General features: G+C 72.7%; 13 protein-coding genes. 7 read left to right on the top strand and 6 right to left on the bottom strand.

Features of this window, described 5'->3' with window-relative positions; translation table 11 throughout:
• Positions 1 to 14: 14 nt before the first annotated feature.
• Complete coding sequence (locus ACIO5D_RS11310; protein ID WP_400653599.1) at positions 15 to 1,490, bottom strand: aminopeptidase P family protein; 1,476 nt, start codon at positions 1,488 to 1,490, stop codon at positions 15 to 17.
• Between the two features lie 215 nt (positions 1,491 to 1,705).
• On the opposite strand from ACIO5D_RS11310, the gene ACIO5D_RS11305 reads away from it, so the two are divergent.
• The 5 genes from ACIO5D_RS11305 to ACIO5D_RS11285 are packed head-to-tail and all read left to right on the top strand — an operon-like array spanning position 1,706 to position 7,388.
• Positions 1,706 to 3,457, top strand: a complete 1,752-nt coding sequence (locus ACIO5D_RS11305) for an ABC transporter substrate-binding protein (RefSeq protein ID WP_400794835.1) — start codon at positions 1,706 to 1,708, stop codon at positions 3,455 to 3,457.
• Between the two features lie 13 nt (positions 3,458 to 3,470).
• Positions 3,471 to 4,430, top strand: a complete 960-nt coding sequence (locus ACIO5D_RS11300; RefSeq protein WP_400653597.1) for an ABC transporter permease — start codon at positions 3,471 to 3,473, stop codon at positions 4,428 to 4,430.
• Positions 4,427 to 5,413 (top strand): ABC transporter permease, encoded by a 987-nt coding sequence (locus ACIO5D_RS11295; RefSeq protein WP_363608708.1) that lies wholly within the window; start codon positions 4,427 to 4,429, stop codon positions 5,411 to 5,413. Before ACIO5D_RS11300 ends, ACIO5D_RS11295 begins: the two co-directional genes overlap by 4 nt.
• Positions 5,413 to 6,414 (top strand): ABC transporter ATP-binding protein, encoded by a 1,002-nt coding sequence (locus ACIO5D_RS11290; RefSeq protein ID WP_363608706.1) that lies wholly within the window; start codon positions 5,413 to 5,415, stop codon positions 6,412 to 6,414. Before ACIO5D_RS11295 ends, ACIO5D_RS11290 begins: the two co-directional genes overlap by 1 nt.
• On the top strand, positions 6,411 to 7,388 hold the full coding sequence (locus ACIO5D_RS11285) for an oligopeptide/dipeptide ABC transporter ATP-binding protein (protein WP_363608704.1): 978 nt from the start codon (positions 6,411 to 6,413) through the stop codon (positions 7,386 to 7,388). Before ACIO5D_RS11290 ends, ACIO5D_RS11285 begins: the two co-directional genes overlap by 4 nt.
• Before the next feature lie 342 nt (positions 7,389 to 7,730).
• On the opposite strand, the gene ACIO5D_RS11280 is transcribed toward ACIO5D_RS11285, so the two are convergent.
• Together ACIO5D_RS11280 and ACIO5D_RS11275 are read right to left on the bottom strand one after the other, a co-directional pair.
• The gene (locus ACIO5D_RS11280; RefSeq protein ID WP_400794833.1) at positions 7,731 to 10,103 is read right to left on the bottom strand and encodes an immune inhibitor A domain-containing protein; all 2,373 of its coding nucleotides are present in this window, start codon (positions 10,101 to 10,103) and stop codon (positions 7,731 to 7,733) included.
• A 201-nt stretch (positions 10,104 to 10,304) separates the two neighbouring features.
• Positions 10,305 to 12,371 (bottom strand): prolyl oligopeptidase family serine peptidase, encoded by a 2,067-nt coding sequence (locus tag ACIO5D_RS11275; RefSeq protein ID WP_400794831.1) that lies wholly within the window; start codon positions 12,369 to 12,371, stop codon positions 10,305 to 10,307.
• A gap of 79 nt (positions 12,372 to 12,450) precedes the next feature.
• Between ACIO5D_RS11275 and ACIO5D_RS11270 the strand changes: the two genes are divergently transcribed.
• Positions 12,451 to 13,623 (top strand): aminotransferase class V-fold PLP-dependent enzyme, encoded by a 1,173-nt coding sequence (locus ACIO5D_RS11270; protein WP_363608698.1) that lies wholly within the window; start codon positions 12,451 to 12,453, stop codon positions 13,621 to 13,623.
• A gap of 62 nt (positions 13,624 to 13,685) precedes the next feature.
• Here ACIO5D_RS11270 and ACIO5D_RS11265 read toward each other — a convergent pair whose 3' ends face one another.
• Together ACIO5D_RS11265 and ACIO5D_RS11260 are read right to left on the bottom strand one after the other, a co-directional pair.
• Entirely contained in the window at positions 13,686 to 14,036 is a 351-nt protein-coding gene (locus tag ACIO5D_RS11265) for a metalloregulator ArsR/SmtB family transcription factor (RefSeq protein WP_363608697.1), read from the bottom strand.
• A gap of 28 nt (positions 14,037 to 14,064) precedes the next feature.
• Positions 14,065 to 14,439, bottom strand: coding sequence for a hypothetical protein (locus tag ACIO5D_RS11260; RefSeq protein ID WP_363608695.1), 375 nt, complete (start codon positions 14,437 to 14,439; stop codon positions 14,065 to 14,067).
• Positions 14,440 to 14,678: 239 nt separating this feature from the next.
• On the opposite strand from ACIO5D_RS11260, the gene ACIO5D_RS11255 reads away from it, so the two are divergent.
• A complete protein-coding gene (locus ACIO5D_RS11255) occupies positions 14,679 to 17,534 on the top strand; it encodes a DEAD/DEAH box helicase (RefSeq protein WP_363608693.1) in 2,856 nt (951 codons plus the stop codon).
• Positions 17,535 to 17,887: 353 nt separating this feature from the next.
• On the opposite strand, the gene ACIO5D_RS11250 is transcribed toward ACIO5D_RS11255, so the two are convergent.
• Positions 17,888 to 18,451, bottom strand: a complete 564-nt coding sequence (locus ACIO5D_RS11250) for a DoxX family membrane protein (RefSeq protein WP_363608691.1) — start codon at positions 18,449 to 18,451, stop codon at positions 17,888 to 17,890.
• Between the last annotated feature and the right edge of the window lie 320 nt (positions 18,452 to 18,771).

Here is an 18,771-nt window from a genome sequence, read left to right as displayed (position 1 = left end):
GCCGGTGCGCGGGATCAGCCGAGCAGGTCGGACATCCAGGACTCGATGCCGGCGACGGTGCGCGGGAGGGCGCCGGACATCAGGTGGGCGCCGTCGGCGGTGATGACGAGGTCGTCCTCGATGCGGATGCCGAGGCCGCGGAGTTCCAGCGGGAGGGTCTCGTCGTCGGGCTGGAGGTAGAGGCCGGGTTCGACGGTGAGGACCTGGCCCTCCTCCAGGACGCCGTCGAGGTAGGTCTCGGCGCGGGCCTTGGCGCAGTCGTGGACGTCGAGGCCGAGCATGTGGCCGCTGCTGCAGAGGGTGTAGCGGCGGTAGAGGCCGCTGTCCTCGGCGAGCGCCTGCTCGGCGGGGATCCGCAGGACGCCCCAGTCGGCCAGGCCTTCGGCGATGACGCGCATGGCGGCGCGGTGGAAGTCGCGGAAGCGGGCGCCGGGCCGCAGTGCGGCGATGCCGGCGTCCTGCGCGGCCAGGACGAGCTCGTAGGCCTGGCGCTGGACGGGCGAGAAGGTGCCGCCGAGCGGGAGGGTGCGGGTGATGTCGGCGGTGTAGAGGGTGTCGGTCTCCACGCCGGCGTCCAGCAGCAGCAGGGCGGAGGGGTCGAGCGGGCCGTCGTTGCGGATCCAGTGCAGGACGCAGGCGTGGGCGCCGGAGGCGGCGATGGTGTCGTAGCCGGTGCCGTTGCCCTCGGCGCGGGCGCGCAGGTTGAAGACGCCCTCGATCCAGCGCTCGCCGCGCGGGTGGCGGAGCGCGGCGGGCAGCGCGCGGACGACGTCCTGGAAGCCCAGCACCGTGTGGTCGACGGAGAGCTGGAGCTGCTCGACCTCCCAGGCGTCCTTGATCAGGCGCAGTTCGGAGAGCACCGAGGCGAGTTGGGCGTCGGCCTGGCCGAGGGCGGGGGCGCCGGGCCGGCCGGTGGCGGCGTCGAGGGAGGAGTCGACGCCGGCCAGGACGCGGGTGGCGGGCTGCGGGCCGCTCAGCAGCTTGCCGAGGTCGTCGAGGTGTTCGGTGCGTACGCCGGTGAGCCGGGAGGCCTCGCCGAGGTCGGGACGGCGGCCGACCCAGAACTCGCCGTAGCGGCGGTCGCGGTAGAACTGCGAGCCGTGTGCGCCGGCGCCGCCGCGCGGGGAGCGCGGGCGCAGGTAGAGGACGGGCTCGTGGCCCTCGGGCCCGGTCGGTTCGAGGACGAGGATGTGCCCGACCTGGTCCTCGCCGGTGAGGCCGGTGAGCCAGGCGTAGGCGCTGTGCGGGCGGAACCGGTGGTCCACGTCGTTGCTGCGGACCTTCAGCTCTCCGGCGGGAACGAGCAGCCGCTCGCCGGGGAAGGCCGCGGAGAGCCGGGTCCGCCGGGCGGGCAGCACCGCGAACCCGGGGACGCGCTGGTCGGCGGGGAGCGGGGTGGCGGCCCAGGCGGTGCCCATGAAGGCGTCCAGGGCGGGGGAGACGGGGAGGTCGTGGCTGCCGATGTTGAGCGCGGGCTGGTGGAGGGTCACCGGGGGAACTCCTATGCGGGGCGGGGGAGCTGCACGGACACAGGTCGGTAACGGGATGCGCCACCCCTTGTGCAGTGCAATTTCACATTACTATGTTACGGGTCACACCGCGGAGCGGCTAGACCCCCTGAGGTCGTCCTCCCCGGCCGGGTCCCGGATCAGCCCCGGGGCCGACCACGGGCCTTCACGGCAGGCCCCCCACTGCGGAGTTGCACATGACCAGGCGCACCCACGCCGCCCTCGCGGCGGCCCTCGCAGCGACACTCACCCTCGGTCTCGGGGCGTGCGGCAAGGACGACAAGAGCGACACCGGTGGCGAGGCCGCCGGCAGCACCAAGGCCCCGGGGGCCGCATCCGGCACCATCGTCGGCGGTACGCCGGTCAAGGGTGGCACCCTCACGGTGCTCTCCAACCAGGACTTCGCCCACCTCGACCCGGCCCGCAACTGGACCATGCCGAACATGGACTTCGGCATCCGGCTGCTCTACCGCACCCTGGTGACCTTCAAAGCGGAGCCCGGCGCGGCCGGCAGCGAGATCGTCCCCGACCTGGCCACCGACGTCGGCCGGCCCTCGGACGGCGGCAGGACCTGGGCCTTCACCCTGAAGGACGGTGTCAAGTACGAGGACGGCACCCCGATCAAGGCCGCCGACATCAAGTACAACGTCGAGCGCTCCTTCGCCCCCGACCTCACCGGCGGCCCCGACTACGCCGCGCAGTACCTGGCCGGCGGCGAGAACTACAAGGGCCCGCTCACCGGTGAGCACCTCGCCAGTGTCGAGACGCCCGACGACAAGACGATCATCTTCCATCTCAAGCGCCCGGTCGCCGAGTTCTCCTACACCGCGACCCTGCCGACCTTCTCGCCGGTGCCGCAGTCCCAGGAGAAGGGCACCCAGTACGACCTGCGCCCGTTCTCCTCCGGCCCGTACAAGATCGAGACGTACGAGCGCGGCAAGCAGCTGGTACTGGTCCGCAACACCAACTGGGACCCGTCCGGCGACCCCGTCCGCAAGGCGTACCCGGACAAGATCGTCGTCGTACAGGGCCTCAAGGGCGGCCAGGTCGACGACCGCCTGATCGCCAGCGAGGGCGCGGACGCCTCGGCCGTCGAGATGCCCTGGATGCGCCCGGAGTCCGTCGCCAAGGTGCTCACCAAGCCGGACGTCAAGGAGCGGCTGGTGGCCGAGCGGACCGGCTGTACCGACCTGCTGTACATGAACAACTCCCGGGCGCCGTTCGACGACCCCAAGGTCCGCGAGGCGATGATGTACGCCGTCGACAAGGACTCGCAGGTGACCGCGTTCGGCGGCCCGGCGATGACCGACTACGCCAGCTCCTTCCTGCCGCCCGCGCTGACCGGCGGCGCCCGGCAGGACCCGCTGAAGATCCCCTCGACCGGCGATCCGGCCAAGGCCAAGGAACTGCTCGCGGCGGCCGGGAAGTCGGACCTCAAGGTCAGCCTGACCGTCTCCACCGGCGACAAGACCCGCGGTGAGGCGCTCCAGCAGTCGCTGGCCAAGGCCGGCATCCAGGTCACCATCAACACCGCCGACCCGTCGGTCTACAGCGACACGATCGGTGACACCAAGAACGCCCCCGACCTGTCGCTGAGCGGCTGGTGCCCGGACTACCCGTCCGGTGCCACCTTCCTGCCCTTCCTCTTCGACGGCCGCACCATCAAGGAGACCGGCAACCAGGGCAACTACAGCCAGTTCCGGGACCAGGCCACCTCGGAGCGGATCGACCAGATCAACGCGATGACCGACCTCAACGAGGCGAGCGCCGCCTGGCTCCAGCTGGACCAGGACCTGATGAAGAAGGCCCCGGCGGTGCCGGTCCTCTGGCAGCGCCGCCCGCTGCTGGTCGGCACCAACATCGCCGGCGCCTTCGGCCACCCGGTGTGGACCGGCTTCTTCGACTTCGCCACGATCGGTCTCAAGGACCCTTCGAAGAGCCAGGGCTGAGGGACCGTCACCCATGAGTTCAACCACTGAGCCCGCCGCCGTGGCCACCACGGCGGCGGGCCCCGCGAAGGCCGCCGGCCGCGGCCCCTGGCGGCTGGTCTGGGACCAGCTCTGGGCCAGGGGTTCGGCCAGGTTCGGCCTGGTGATGGTCGGCCTCCTGCTGCTGATGGCCGCTCTGGCCGGCCCGCTCAGCGCGCTCGGCGGCTGGACGCCCGAGGAGTTCGACAAGCGCGCCATCGACCCGTACCTCGGCGGCCTGCCGCTCGGGGACTTCGGCGGGATCGGCGCCCGGCACTGGTTCGGCGTCGAACCCGCCACCGGCCGCGACCTGTTCGCCCGGGTGCTGCACGGCGGCCAGGTCTCGCTGCTGATCGCGTTCACCGCCACCGCCCTGGTCGTGGCCGCCGGCACCCTGGCCGGCATCGCCGCCGGCTACTTCGGCGGCCGCGTCGACTCGGCGCTCTCCCGGCTGATGGACCTGACGATGTCCTTCCCCTCGCTGATCTTCATGATCGCGATGATGTCGGTGGCCAAGGACGTCAACCGGATCCTGCTGATGACCCTGGTGATCGGCCTGTTCGGCTGGCCCGGCATCGCCCGGGTGGTGCGCGGGCAGACCCTCTCGCTCAAGCACCGCGAGTACGTGGAGGCCGCCAAGGTCGGCGGCGCCCGCTCCTGGCGCATCCTCACCCGGGAGATCCTGCCCAACGTCTCCGGCCCGATCATCGCCTACACCACGCTGCTGATCCCCGGCATGATCAGCACCGAGGCCGCGCTCAGCTACCTCGGCGTCGGCGTGCGTCCGCCGACCCCGTCCTGGGGCCAGATGATCGCCGAGAGCATCAACCACTACGAGACCGACCCGACCTACTTCCTGATCCCGACGGTCTTCCTGTTCCTCGCGGTGCTCGCCTTCACCCTGCTCGGCGACGCGCTGCGCGACATCCTCGACCCGAGGGGAGGCCGGTCGTGATCCTCTACCTCGGCCGACGGCTGCTCGGCGTGGCCGGCATCCTGCTCGCCGTCTGCGCCATCACCTTCACCATCTTCTACCTGCTGCCCAACGACCCGGCGGCGGCCGCCTGCGGCAAGACCTGCACCGCCGAGCGGGTCGCCGAGGTCAAGGTGGCGATGGGCCTGGACAAGCCGGTCTGGGAGCAGTTCGCCTCCTACCTGACCGGCATCTTCGCCGGGCGCGACTACGGCAGCGGGCCCAGCGCCGTCCGCTGCGAGTTCCCCTGCCTCGGCTACTCCTACGACTACTCGCTGCCGGTCTGGGACCTGCTCATCGACCGCCTGCCGGTCTCCGTCTCGCTCGCCCTCGGTGCGGCCGTGCTCTGGCTGGTGCTCGGCCTCGGCGCCGGCGTCACCTCCGCCCTGCGCAAGGGCACCCTGACCGACAAGGCGCTGATGGTGCTCTCGGTGGGCACCGCCTCGCTGCCGGTCTACTTCACCTCGATCATGCTGATCTGGGGCGTCGTCCGGAGCGCCGGCCTGCTGCCCTACCCGGCGTATGCCAAGTTCACCGAGGACCCGTTCTCCTGGGCCTCCAACCTGCTGCTGCCGTGGATCGCCCTGGCCCTGCTGTACGCGGCCATGTACGCCCGGCAGAGCCGCAACTCGATGATCGAGACGATGGCCGAGCCGTACATCCGCACCGCCCGCGCCAAGGGCCTGCCCGCCCGCACCGTCACCGTCAAACACGGGCTGCGCTCCGGCATGACGCCGATCCTCACCATCTTCGGCATGGACCTCGGCGGCCTGCTGGCCGGCGCCGTCATCACCGAGTCCATCTTCGGTCTGCCCGGCATCGGCCGGCTCTTCTACGACGCGCTGGTCCGCTCCGACCAGCCGGTCATCCTCGGCGTCACCCTGCTCGCGGCCACCTTCATCGTCGCGGCGAACCTGCTGGTCGACCTGCTCTACGCCTACGTCGACCCGAGAGTGAGGTACTGATGAGCGCGCTGCTGGAGGTCGACGACCTCCGGGTGTCCTTCGACACCCCGCGCGGCACCGTCCGGGCCGTGGACGGCATCTCCTTCACCGTCGAGGCCGGCCGGACCCTCGGTCTGGTCGGCGAGTCCGGCTCCGGCAAGTCCGTCACCTCGCTCGCCGTCATGGGGCTGCACCGCGGTGCCGCCGTCACCGGCTCGATCAGGCTGCACGGGCAGGAGCTCAACGGCCTGTCCGAGCGGCAGCTGGGCACCGTCCGGGGCCGGCGGATCGCGATGATCTTCCAGGACCCGCTGTCCAGCCTGCACCCCTTCTACACCGTCGGCGAGCAGATCGCCGAACACTACCGGGTGCACTTCAAGGCCAACCGCAAGGCCGGCCGGGAGAAGGCGATCGAGATGCTGGGCGAGGTCGGCATCCCCGAACCCGCCCGCCGCGTCGACGAGTACCCGCACCAGTTCTCCGGCGGCATGCGCCAGCGCGTCATGATCGCCATGGCGCTCGCCTGCGAACCCGAGCTGCTGATCGCCGACGAGCCCACCACCGCCCTCGACGTCACCGTCCAGGCCCAGATCCTCGACCTGATCGCCCGCATCCAGCAGGACCGCGGCCTCGGCGTCGTCATGATCACCCACGACCTCGGCGTGGTCGCCCGGGTCGCCCACGAGGTGCTCGTCATGTACGGCGGCCGGGCCGCCGAACAGGCCCCCGTGGACCAGCTGTTCGGCAGGCCCGCGCACCCCTACACCCGGGGGCTGCTGGACTCCCTGCCCCGCCTCGACGACACCGACGACGCCCCGCTGCGGGCCATTCCCGGCAGCCCGCCGTCGCTGATCGCCCCCGCCCCCGGCTGCTCCTTCGCCCCGCGCTGCGCCCGCACCGTCGCCGCCACCGCCGAGGAGCACGCCCGCTGCCTGGCCGAACGCCCCGGGTTCGGCCCGCTGGCGCCCGGCCACCAGGCCGCCTGCCATCTGCCCCTGGTGCCGGAAGGAGCCCGGTCGTGACGGAGACGCTGTTGTCCGTGAGGGACCTGGTGAAGACCTTCCCCGGCCGACGGGGGCGGACCGGCCGGGCCGGGGCGCCGGTCCGGGCCGTGGACGGCGTCAGCTTCGACGTCGGCAAGGGCGAGACGCTCGGCCTGGTCGGCGAGTCCGGCTGCGGCAAGTCCACCACCGGTCGCATGATCGTCCGGCTGCTCGACCCGACCTCGGGTACCGTCACCTTCGACGGTACCGAGATCGGCGGCCTGAGCCAGGCCGAACTCCGGCCGCACCGGCGGGACCTGCAGATGGTGTTCCAGGACCCGTACTCCTCGCTCAACCCCCGGCAGACGGTGGCCCGGATCATCTCCGAGCCGCTGCTGGTCCAGGGCACCGGCGCGGCCGACGCACGCAAGCGCGCCGGTGAGCTGATGGAGCTGGTCGGGCTCATCCCCGAACACCTGGACCGCTACCCGCACGAGTTCTCCGGCGGCCAGGCCCAGCGGATCGGCATCGCCCGGTCGCTGGCCACCTCGCCGCGGCTGGTGATCGCCGACGAGCCGGTCTCCGCGCTCGACGTCTCCATCCAGGCCCAGGTGGTCAACCTGATGGAGCGGCTCCAGCACGAGCTGGGCCTGGCGTACGTGTTCATCGCGCACGACCTCTCGGTGGTCAAGCGGGTCTGCGACCGGGTCGCGGTGATGTACCTGGGCCGGATCGTCGAGATCGGCGACAAGGCTGAGGTGTACGGCAGCCCCGCGCACCCGTACACCAGGGCGCTGCTCTCCGCCGTGCCGCTGCCCGACCCGGCCGCCGAGCGGGAGCGCGAGCGGATCGTGCTGCTGGGCGACCCGCCGAGCCCGGCCAACCCGCCCAGCGGCTGCACCTTCCACCCGCGCTGCCCGAAGGCGCAGGAGCTCTGCCGGACCGAGCGGCCGCTGCTGCGGATCGCCGGGCCGGGCGCCCGGGAGGCGGCCTGCCACTTCCCGGAGGGCTGAGCCCCCGGGCCGCCGGCCGCCGTACCGCTCGGTCACCCCCACGCCGAGTGGTACGGCATCCCTCCGAGGGGGCGCGCCCGCGCCCCCTCACCGACCCCCGGTCGGGCGCGGCGGGGAACCTCACGAGGGCCGCGCCCGGCCGGGTCCACCCGTGGCACCGGGCTCCACCGGGTCCGTCGCGCCGGTGCGGTGCCGCTGTCCTCGTTGGTGCCGCCGACGCCGGCCGCGGTCGTCCTCGGCGTCAGCTCGACGGTGCCGCGCGACCAGGCGGAGGCGGTAGTACGCGCAGGCCCCGGCCCCCCTTCCGCCGAAGGGGGGCCGGGGCCTGCCTGCGTACCGGTCTCAGGAGGCCGGGCCGACCCGGACGGTGGTCAGCCGCCCGTCGCGGGACTCCCGGACGACCTCGATCTTCGTGTTGGTGTCCGGCACCTTCACCCCGAGCTGCGGGGTGGCCGGGTCGGTGTAGACGCCGGTGCGGTCGTTGAAGGCCGGGACGGCCGGCTCGGACGGGATCCGCACCGGGACGCCGCCCTTGTGCAGCGTGAACGCCGTGGTGGGCTTCAGCGAGAAGGTCGCGTCGAAGGTCTGCGCCCGGCCGTTGACCAGCGTGCCGTCGGCGAACCGGATCGGCGCCGGGTGCGCGTCGACCGGCAGGATCAGGCCGCCGCCCGGGTGGCTCACGGTGTTGTTGTCGCCGTAGGCGGTGTCCCAGAGCCAGACCAGCACGCCCTCCTGGTACGGGTAGTTGTCGACGATGTTCTGCTTACCGGCGACACCCGTGTACCCGAAGTTGTACGGGCCGGTCTTCAGGAAGGCGCCGTAGCCCGCGTACCGGCGGTTCTCCACCAGGTAGGCGCGCGGGTGCTGCTTGACCGCGTCGCGCCCGGTGATGACCGAGAACCCGGTGGCCGTCCAGCCGTTGGCGCCGTTCTCGGCACCGTCGGTGAACAGCTCCGTGCCCCCGGCGGTGATCCGGACGGCGTCGACCAGCACGCCCTTGCCGTGGGTGTTGTTGTCCGAGGTGACGTGGAAGCGCAGCCGGACCTGCTGCCCGGCGTACCCGTCGAGCGGGATGTGCAGCTGCCGGTAGGCGCCGGACGCGCCGCTCAGACCGGGGGTGTTGGCGCTCGTGTTGCCGATCGGGGCGCCGTCGACCGTGCCGCCGAGCGGCTTCCAGGTCCGGCCCTCGTCGGTGGAGGCCTCGACGGTCAGGAAGTCGTAGTCGAGCTCGGTGTCGTACCAGACGGCGGCGTCCAGTGCGGCCGGTCCGCCGGCCGAGCGCAGATCGACGCTGCGGGCCAGGGAGTTGTCGAGGTTGTCACCGGTGTCGCTCCACCACTGTTTGCCGCCCTGGTAGGGGTCGGCCAGTTCGGTGGTGGTGGTGCTGTCCGGCAGGTGGACCAGGAGGGCCTGGGCCTGGTCGGTGTTGTAGCCGCTGACGCCGAGGGCGTGGCTGGAGCGGGTGGCGGCCTGCCCCTCGTCGTAGTTGAGCCAGCCGAACTGCAGCTTGCTCCAGGCGTCGAGGTCGCCGGGGTAGCCGCCGGTGGTGTTGCTGCCCTTGCCGAGGTAGGAGCCGGAGGCCATCAGCGACCAGAAGTTGACGCTGTTGTCGCCGCCGGCGGTGCTGTAGAGGTCCGGCAGGCCGAGGTTGTGGCCGAACTCGTGGGCGAACAGGCCGACTCCGCTGTTCTCGCCGGCCTGGACGTAGTCGTAGACGTACAGCCCGGTGTCGCCGACCGGGACGCCGCCGATCCGGTTGCCGGTCGGGCCGGTCTGTCCGGCCGGGTCGGGGAAGGTCCAGCTGCGGTGCGCCCACAGCGCGTCGGCACCCTGCGCGCCGCCGCCCCAGGTCTCGTCGACGCCCGCGTGCACCACGATCACGTTGTCCAGGTAGCCGTCCGGCTGGCTGAACGTGCCGCTCTTGTCGTGGTCGTAGCGGTCGTAGACGTCGTACTGGGCGAGCTGGCTCCTGACGTCCGCCGCCGTCCGGCCCTTGGCGATCTCGCCGTCGTACCAGGCCTTCACGGCGTCCTGGACGAACTCCTGGGCCTGGGTCCAGGCGCCGGATCCCTGCGGGCCCTTGTTGCTGCCGTACCGGGCCTCGTTGTACGGCACGGTCACCCAGTCGCTGACGGTGCCCTCGACGTCGTACCGGCCGGAGGACTGGGTGCGGTAGTAGTTGCGCATCGAGACGGCGCCGGGCCGGTCGTCGAAGAACATCCGCTGGTAGTGGTCGCGGTCGAAGTCGCCGCTCCAGAGCGTGTGGTTGTCGCTCTTGTCGGGCTTGGGGATGGTGTTGTGGCGCGGGCCCGGCGTGCCGCCGTAGCGGGGCTGGCCGTTGTGGAGCGTGGTGGTGTCCACCTGGTCGCCGAACTGGGCGAGGATGACGAAGACCTTGTCCTTGCGCTCCTGCGCGAGCTGGACGTAGTCGTTGCCGATCTTCACCTTGGCCGGCGTCCGCCGGTCCGGAGTCCTGGCGACGGCGCCCTTGTTGAGCTGTTCCAGCGCCTTGGTGCGAAGCGCCTGGCGTTCGCGTTCCTGTGGCGCGAGCGGTGCGGGCGGGGCCTCGGCGCCGCCGGCCTCGGCGCTCCGGGCGGCGATGGCCGCGGTGGTGACGGGGGAGGGGGAGGCGGCCTGGGCGGGGGTGCCGAGGAGGGTGGCCGCTATCGCGCTCGTGGTGAGCGCGGCCGCGAGTGCCGCGGACAGTCTGCGCAACTGACCGGTCCTTTCCGGAGGGGTGGTCGGGTGGGCGCAGGTAATATTTCACATGTCACGGGTTACGTGGAAGGGGTGGCGCTGGCGGAAAGGGCGCCGCGCGACCCGGCCGGTCGTGCGGCGCCCCTGATGTGACGAGATCTCAGTTCCGGTGGGCTCCACGGCGGTGCCGAGCGCCGCCGCTCACCGCCGTGCCGCCGGCTACCGCAGCGCGCCGTTCAGGAAGGCGAGTTCGGCCTGCGTGATCTCCTCGTTCACCCCGCCGGGGGTCATGTGGGTGACGCCCGGCAGCGGCAGCACGGCGTGCGGGCGGCCGGCCCGGGTGAGCGCCTGGGAGAGCAGCAGGGAGTGCGAGGGGTGGACGTTGTCGTCGGCCAGGCCGTGGATCAGCAGCAGCGGCCTGGTGAGCGCCGGGGCGTCCCCGACCAGGCAGTCGGCCGCGTAGCCCTCCGGGTTGTGCTGCGGCAGACCGAGGTAGCGCTCGGTGTAGGCGGTGTCGTACTGCCGGAAGTCGGTGGGCGCCGCGCCCGCGCAGGCGGCGTGGAAGACGTCCGGGCGGCGCAGCACGGCGAGCGCCGCGAAGTAGCCGCCGTACGACCAGCCGCGGACGCCGACCCGGCCGAGGTCGAGGTCGGGGTGGGTGTCGGCGAGCGCCCGCAGGGCGGCCACCTGGTCGTCCAGCGCCACCTGGGAGAAGCGCCGGAAGATCGCCCGGGTGAAGTCGGGCGAGACGAACGGGGTGCCCCGGTTGTCGGTGGTGACCACCGCGTAGCCCTGGTCGGCCCACCACTGGCGCAGCTGCCAGCGGCGCGGCTCGGTGGCCACCGCCTGGTAGCCGGGCCCGCCGTAGACGTCCAGCAGGACGGGCAGCCGGCGGCCGGCCACATGGTCGCGCGGGTACACCACGGCGGTGGGCAGGCCGAGTTCGGTGACCCGGGCGAGCCGGGGATCGACCCGGTAGGGCAACCGGGCGCTCAGGTCGGTGAGCTCGCTCTCCTCGCCGTGGTGGAGCAGCCGGCGGCGGATGCCGTCGGGGTCGGCGGAGGTGAGCAGCAGGGTGTCGGCGGCGGCGAGGGCGCTGTGCACGCCGGGGCCGGTGCTGAGACGCTCGGGTGCGCCGCCGTCCGGGTCGATCAGGTGGACGTGCTGGTCGGCCGGGTCGCCCTCGCCGGTCTCGGTGAGCAGCTTGCCGTGGAGCCGGCCGACCACGCGGCGGATCTGCAGGCCGGTGGTGTCCAGCGGCTTGCCGTCGAGTGCCAGGCCCCGGGCCCCGGGGGTGTCGTGGACGGTGAGCAGCCGTCCACCGGCGAGCCGGGCGGGCGTGCCGGGCAGCTCGTCGACCCAGAACTCGTCGGTGGTGCGCGAGAGTTCGCGGGTCTCGCCGGTGGCGGGGTCGGCGCTGAGCAGGAGTACGTGCTGCTGGAGCCGGTCGGCGACGGTGAGCAGGATCTCGCCCTCGTCGGCCCACTGCGCGGCGCAGAGGTACGGGAACTCGGCGGCGGCCCAGTGCAGTCGGGTCCGCTGTCCGTCCAGGCCGAGGACCCAGAGCTGGACGTCGGCGTTGGGCCCGCCGGCCTGCGGGTAGGCGAAGTCCTCGGGCTGTTCGGCCGGGCGTGCCGGGTCGGCGAAGTAGCGCCTGGGCAGGGCGGATTCGTCCACCCGGGCGGCCAGCAGGGCGCCGCCGTCCGGGCGCCACCAGTGGCCCCGGGAGCGGCCCAGCTCCTCGGCGGCGGCGAACTCGGCGACGCCCCAGCGGGCGCCGTCGGCCGGGCTGAGCGGGGCGGGGCCGGGGGTGACGTACAGGGCGTCGTCGGCGACGTAGGCGACGCGCTCGCCGGCCGGGTCGGGCCGGGGGTCGAAGGCGGGCCCGGCGGCCGGGAGTTCGCGGCACTCGCCGGTGGCGGTGTCGGCCCGGAACAGCCGCCCGTCGAGGGTGAAGACGGCGGTGGAGAGGTCGGCGGTGGCGGCGTAGGCGCCGATGCCGGCCGCGGTGAGGCGGATCCGCTCGCGCAGGCGGCGTTCGACGGCCGGGAGGCCGGCCCGGTCGCCGGTCCGCCCGGGGGCGAGGGCGGCGGGGTCGGCCACCAGGCGTTCGCCGCCCTCGGCCGGGTCGAGCAGCCAGAGCCGCTCGACCCGGTCCTCCGGGCCGGTCGAGCGGAGCAGCAGCAGCCGGGTACCGTCCTCGCTGAGGGTGATCGCCCGCGGAGCGCCGTAGGTGAAGCGGCCGGTACGGGCGCTGAGGGAGAGGAAGGGGTCGGTGATGGTCACGGCCCGATGGTCTCCGCGCGGTGCCTCGCCCGGCCAGTATTCTGTCATGTGAAATGTCACACATCACTTAGGAGGCGCAGTGACCGAGGACCTGCGGACAGCCGAGCCCCCGGCCGCGCTGCCCGGGACGGACACGCTGTTCACCCTGGCGCCGGAGGCGGCCCATCTCAACCACGGCTCCTTCGGCACGGTGCCCGTCCCGGTCCAGCGCGCCCAGGAGCTGCTCCGGGCCGAGCAGGAGCGCGACCCGGACGGCTTCTTCGCCGACCTGCCCGACCGGGTCGCCGCCGCCCGTACCCGGATCGCCGCCGAGCTGGGCACCGACCCGGCCCGGCTCGCCCTGGTCGCCAACGTCACCGAGGCCGTCGCGATCGCCCTGGACAGCGTCCCGCTCGCGCCGGGTGACCGGATCCTGGTCACCGACCACGGCTACGGAGCCGTCACCGAGGCGGTCCGGCGGCGTGCCCGGGAGACCGGCGCCGAGGTGCACACCGTCCACCTGCCGCTGGATCTCCCGGACGAGGACGCCGTCCGGGAGGCCGTCCTCGCCGGCGTCACCGACCGCACCCGGCTCGCCGTCCTGGACCAGATCAGCTCGCCCACCGCCCGCCGGATCGCCGGCCCGGAGCTGCTCACCGCGCTGCGCGAGCACGGCGTGACGACCGTGGTGGACGGCGCCCACGCGCCCGGCATGCTGCCCGCGCCGGTGGCCGGGGCGGCCGACTTCTGGTTCGGCAACCTGCACAAGTGGGCCTTCGCCCCGCGCGCCACCGGCGTCCTCGCGGTCCGCCCGGAGTGGACCGGCCGGGTCCGCCCGCTCGCGCTCTCCTGGGAGCACCACCGGGGCTTCCCCGCCAGCGTCGAGTGGCGCGGCACCTGCGACTACACGCCGTGGCTGGCCGCCCCGGCCGGGTTCGACCTGCTGCGCGAACTGGGCGCCGACCGGGTGCGCGACCACAACGAGCGGCTCGCCGCCCACGGCGCGCGGCTGCTGGCCGGGCACGCCGGGCTGACGCCGCTGCCGGCCACCCCTGGCCTGTCGATGCGCGCGCTGCGCCTGCCGCGGGGCGTGGGCGAGAGCGACGCCGAGGCACGGGCGGTGATGGCGGAGGTGTGGCGGCGGCTGTCCGCCCGGATCGCGGTGCGCCCCTGGCCGGGCGGCGGGGTGCTGCGGGTCAGCGCGCAGCTGTACAACCGGCCGCACGAGTACCGGACGCTGGCGGAGCGGCTGCCGGAGCTGCTGCGCGGCTGACCCGCGGCACCCCGCCGGGCCGCGGCCGGGCCCGCTCGGCCCGGCTGCTCCGGCTGATTCGGTCAGCCCGGTTGTTCCGGCCGGTCCGCGGCGGCGCGCAGCTCGGCGAGCAGCAGGTGCTGGTCGGCGAGCAGCACCGTGAGGATCCGCCGGGCGGCCCGGAGCAGGTCGGCGACATCGCCCCCGGCCAGCGCGTACACCACCGTGCTGCCCTCGCGGGTGGCGGTGACGATGCCGGACCGGCGCAGGACGGCGAGCTGCTGCGAGAGACTGGACGGTTCGACCGCCAGCTCGGCGAGCAGGTCCCGGACCGGCGTCGGTCCGGCCTGCAGCAGCTCCAGCACCCGGATCCGGACGGGGTGGCCGAGTATCCGGAAGAACTCGGCCTTGGCCTGGTACAGCGCGACCGCCACGGCGCCCCCTTCCCCGCTGCCCGGCCGGTCAGAGCTCCAGTCCCAGCTCGATCCGCTTCAGCTGGTGGCGGGCCATCGCGAGGTTGGCGCGGGCCCGGTTGAGCGCCAGGAAGAGGAAGAGGCCCCGGCCGTTCTGCATGGTGAGCGGCCGGACCAGGTGGTACTGGCTGGTCAGGCTGACCAGGATGTCCTCGATCTCGTTGTCGTGGAGGTTGAGCATCTCCATGGTCCGCATCTTGGCCCGGACCAGGTCGGTGTTGCCGGCGGCGGCGACGTTGAGGTCGAACTCGCCGCCCTCCCCGAGGGTGCCGAGCGCCATGCCGCTGCCGTAGTCGACCAGGGCCACACCGATCGCGCCCTCGATGCCCATGGCTTCTTTGAGGGATGTCTCCAGGTTCGCCATCGTCATTCCTCCCGTGAGTGGTGGCTGTGGTCCGAATCTAGGGAGGGTGGGCGGTACTCCAGCGAAGATGACCGGAGACGTCCGAAGCTGGCGCGTTCGTGATCGCTTGAAGACATTTGCAACTATGGATCTGAGAGAGAAGTGATCCAGTAGCGCAGAAAAACGGTGCTATCGATGTCGGCCCTCACGGGTAACCTCTCGCTGAGATGCGAGATCACACCAATCACACCCGGACGGCGATGAACACCCCTGTGCCCGAGCCCCACGACGACCAGGAGCTCGGCCCCGCCGAGGCCTACGCGGCCTTCCGCCGCCGGGCCAAGGAGCAGGCGACCGCCCTCTACGGCTTCCAGCAGCTCTACGACTTCCCGCTGGACGACTTCCAGCTGGAGGCCTGCCAGGCCCTGGAGTCCGGTGAGGGTGTCCTGGTCGCGGCGCCCACCGGCTCCGGCAAGACCATCGTCGGCGAGTTCGCCGTCCACCTCGCCCTCCAGGGCGGGCGCAAGTGCTTCTACACCACGCCGATCAAGGCGCTCTCCAACCAGAAGTACGGGGACCTGGTCAAGCGCTACGGCGCCGCCAAGGTCGGCCTGCTCACCGGTGACAACACCGTCAACGGCGACGCACCCGTGGTGGTGATGACCACCGAGGTGCTGCGCAACATGCTCTACGCGGGCTCCAGCACCCTCGACGGCCTCGGCTACGTCGTCATGGACGAGGTCCACTACCTCGCCGACCGCTTCCGCGGCGCCGTCTGGGAGGAGGTCATCATCCACCTCCCCGAGTCCGTCACCCTGGTCTCGCTCTCCGCCACCGTCTCCAACGCCGAGGAGTTCGGCGACTGGCTGGACACCGTGCGCGGCGGCACCAAGGTGATCGTCTCCGAGCACCGGCCCGTCCCGCTCTGGCAGCACGTCATGGCCGGCAACCGGATGTACGACCTGTTCGCCGACCCGGACCGCGACGGCCGCCCCAAGGACGCCCCGCGCAACCCGGCCAAGGCCGTCAACCCCGAACTGGTCCGTCTCGCCCGCTCCGAGCTGGACCGCAACCCGCGCGACAAGTTCGGCCGCGGCCGCGGCCGTTCCATGCCCAACGGCCGCCCCGGCCGGGTCTGGACGCCGGGCCGGGTCGACGTCATCGACCGGCTCGACGCCGAGGGCCTGCTGCCCGCGATCACCTTCATCTTCAGCCGGGCCGGCTGCGAGGCCGCCGTCCAGCAGTGCCTCAGCTCCGGCCTGCGGCTCAACAAGGACGCCGACCGCGCCCAGGTCCGCGCCATCGTCGAGGAGCGCTGCGCCGACATCCCCGACGAGGACCTGCACGTCCTCGGCTACTTCGAGTGGCTGGACGGGCTGGAGCGCGGCATCGCCGCCCACCACGCCGGCATGCTGCCGCGGTTCAAGGAGGTCGTCGAGGAGCTCTTCGTGAAGGGCCTCGTCAAGGCCGTCTTCGCGACCGAGACCCTGGCGCTCGGCATCAACATGCCCGCCCGTTCGGTGGTCATGGAGAAGCTCGTCAAGTGGAACGGCGAGACCCACGCCGACATCACCCCCGGCGAGTACACCCAGCTCACCGGCCGGGCCGGCCGGCGCGGCATCGACATCGAGGGCCACGCCGTGGTGCTCTGGCAGCGCGGCCTCGACCCGGAGGCCCTGGCCGGCCTGGCCGGCACCCGCACCTACCCGCTGAAGTCCTCCTTCCGGCCGTCCTACAACATGGCCGTCAACCTGGTCTCCCAGTTCGGCCGGCACCGCTCCCGCGAGCTGCTGGAGACGTCCTTCGCGCAGTTCCAGGCGGACCGCTCGGTGGTCGGCATCGCCCGGCAGGTCCAGCGCAACGAGGAGGGACTGGACGGCTACCGCGCCTCCATGACCTGCCACCTCGGCGACTTCGACGAGTACATGGGCCTGCGCCGGCAGCTCAAGGAGCGCGAGAACGAGCTCGCCCGCGAGGGCAGCAGCCAGCGCCGCGCCGCCGCCGTCGAGTCCATCGAGCAGCTCAAGCCGGGCGACGTCATCCACGTCCCCACCGGCAAGTTCGCCGGTCTCGCCCTCGTCCTCGACCCGGGTCTGCCGCCGGTCAGCCGCTCGCCGCGCGGCGGTCCGCGCCACCCCGACTACCAGGACGGGCCGCGCCCGGTGGTGCTCACCGCCGAGCGGCAGGTCAAGCGGCTCGCCATGATCGACTTCCCGCACCCGGTCGTCGCCATCGAGCGGGTCCGGATCCCCAAGTCCTTCAACCCGCGCAGCCCGCAGTCCCGGCGCGACCTCGCCTCCGCACTGCGCACCAAGGCCGGCCACCTGGAGCCCGAGCGGTTCCGCAAGGGCCGGGCCGCCGCCGCCGACGACCCGGAGATCACCCGGCTCCGCACCGAGCTGCGCCGCCACCCCTGCCACGGCTGCGACGAGCGCGAGGACCACGCCCGCTGGGCCGAGCGCTACCACCGGCTGCACCGCGACACCGACCTGCTGGAGCGCAGGATGCGCTCCCGTACGCACACCATCGCCCGCACCTTCGACCGGGTCTGCGGGCTGCTCGCCGACCTCGGCTACCTCCAGGGCGACACCGTCACCGACGACGGCAAGCGCCTCGGCCGGCTCTACGGCGAGCTGGACCTGCTCGCCTCCGAGTGCATCCGCGAGGGCGTCTGGAACGGCCTCGCCGCCGCCGAACTGGCCGCCTGCGCCTCGGCGCTGGTCTACGAGGCCCGGCAGGCCGACGACGCCGCCGCCCCCAAGGTGCCCGAGGGCGGCGCCAAGGAGGCGCTCGGCAAGATGGTCCGGATCTGGGGCCACCTGGACGCCCTGGAGGAGCAGCACCGGATCAACACCGCCGAGGGCGTCGGCCAGCGCGAGCCGGACCTGGGCTTCGCCTGGGTCGCCTACCGCTGGGCGCTCGGCCACAGCCTGGACGCCGTCCTGCGCGAAGCCGACATGCCGGCCGGTGACTTCGTCCGCTGGACCAAGCAGCTGATCGACGTGCTCGGCCAGATCCAGGACGCGGCCGGCGAGGACGTCGAGCTGCGCCGGACCGCTCGCAAGGCGGTGGACGGGCTGCGCCGCGGCATCATCGCCTACTCCTCGGTCGGCTAGCCGGACACCCGGAGGGGCCCGCACGTTCGCCACGAACGTGCGGGCCCCTTCGCGTGCCGGTGACTTCCACCCTCCACCCCCGCCCCCTGCCTCTCGCAGGAAGCCGGCCCAGCCGACCTCCTGCGCAGAAGACGGCGAGAGTGTTTCTGCAGCCTCCGCCCTGGTCTTCGAGGACGGCGAAGACCGGTATCAGGGCCCGGTGCCACTGCCTTGGCCTTGCACGATCCAGATGGCGAACCCGACCACCGCGCTCGACCGGGGCGGCTTCGCCCGACCCGAGCGAGGCCGCCACCGCAGCCCGTCCTGCCGCGACGGGCCGAGGCTCCCCGGGGCCGCCGCGGTCTGGTCCGCGGTCAGCCCGTCATCGCCTGTCGGTCGGCTCGGGCGCTGGTGCCGACGAGGTGACCGCCGCGCGGGGCCGGCTCGGGTGCCGGGCCGGGTTCGGTCCGTTCCTCTCGTCGGCCGGCGACGGTCAGGCAGGCCGCGATCAGCACGATGTTCTTGAGGATGTACTGCCCCTCCAGCGTCGGGACGGGCGGGATGCCGTGCACCCACACGTCGTTCGGCAGCAGGACGAGCGTCGCGAACACCCCGGTCATGTGCGCGAAGAAGACTGCCAGCACCACGCGGAGCAGCAGTCCGGTGACCAGGCCGGCCCCGATGATGACCTCCATGAGTGCCAGCAGCGGCCGTGAGACGCCGGGCGGCACCAGATCGAAGGTCATCAGGCTCATGCAGCGGGTGGCGAGGTCCTCGGCGGGGCTGGCTCCCGGGACGAACTTGAGCACCCCGAACCAGAGGTACACCACCCCGACGCTGACCCGCAGGACTCCGGGGGCCACCCGCCGGTAGCCGCGGGAGAAATCGTCGGCCCGGCGTCTGCCCGTCCGAACCAGCCGTGCGAGATGTGACTCCATCCGCCCCTCCTTCAGATCCCTTCAGAGTTCCCCGGCACCGAAGAGGACGGGGCACACCGCGGTTGGCTGGATCCGGGTGAGGGGCGGCCCGAAGCACCAACCGGGGCGCGGCCTGTCAGGTGCCGGCTCGGAAGTTCGCAGCTTAGCGCCCTGCTGCCGCGGCGGGTAGGTTCATTGTGTTGTCCGATGATGCGATGAAGATCGGTCCAGGCCGGGCGCGCGCCGCGCCCGCCCCCCGCCCCAATACAAAGGTTGCCCGGTGTTGAGGGGCCCGGGACCGGTGTCCCCCCGGGGTTTAACGAGCACTAAAATAGGCTATC

Source organism: Kitasatospora sp. NPDC087315, from assembly GCF_044744345.1.
Taxonomy (GTDB): domain Bacteria; phylum Actinomycetota; class Actinomycetes; order Streptomycetales; family Streptomycetaceae; genus Kitasatospora.
This window is presented reverse-complemented; position numbering and strand designations above follow the sequence as displayed.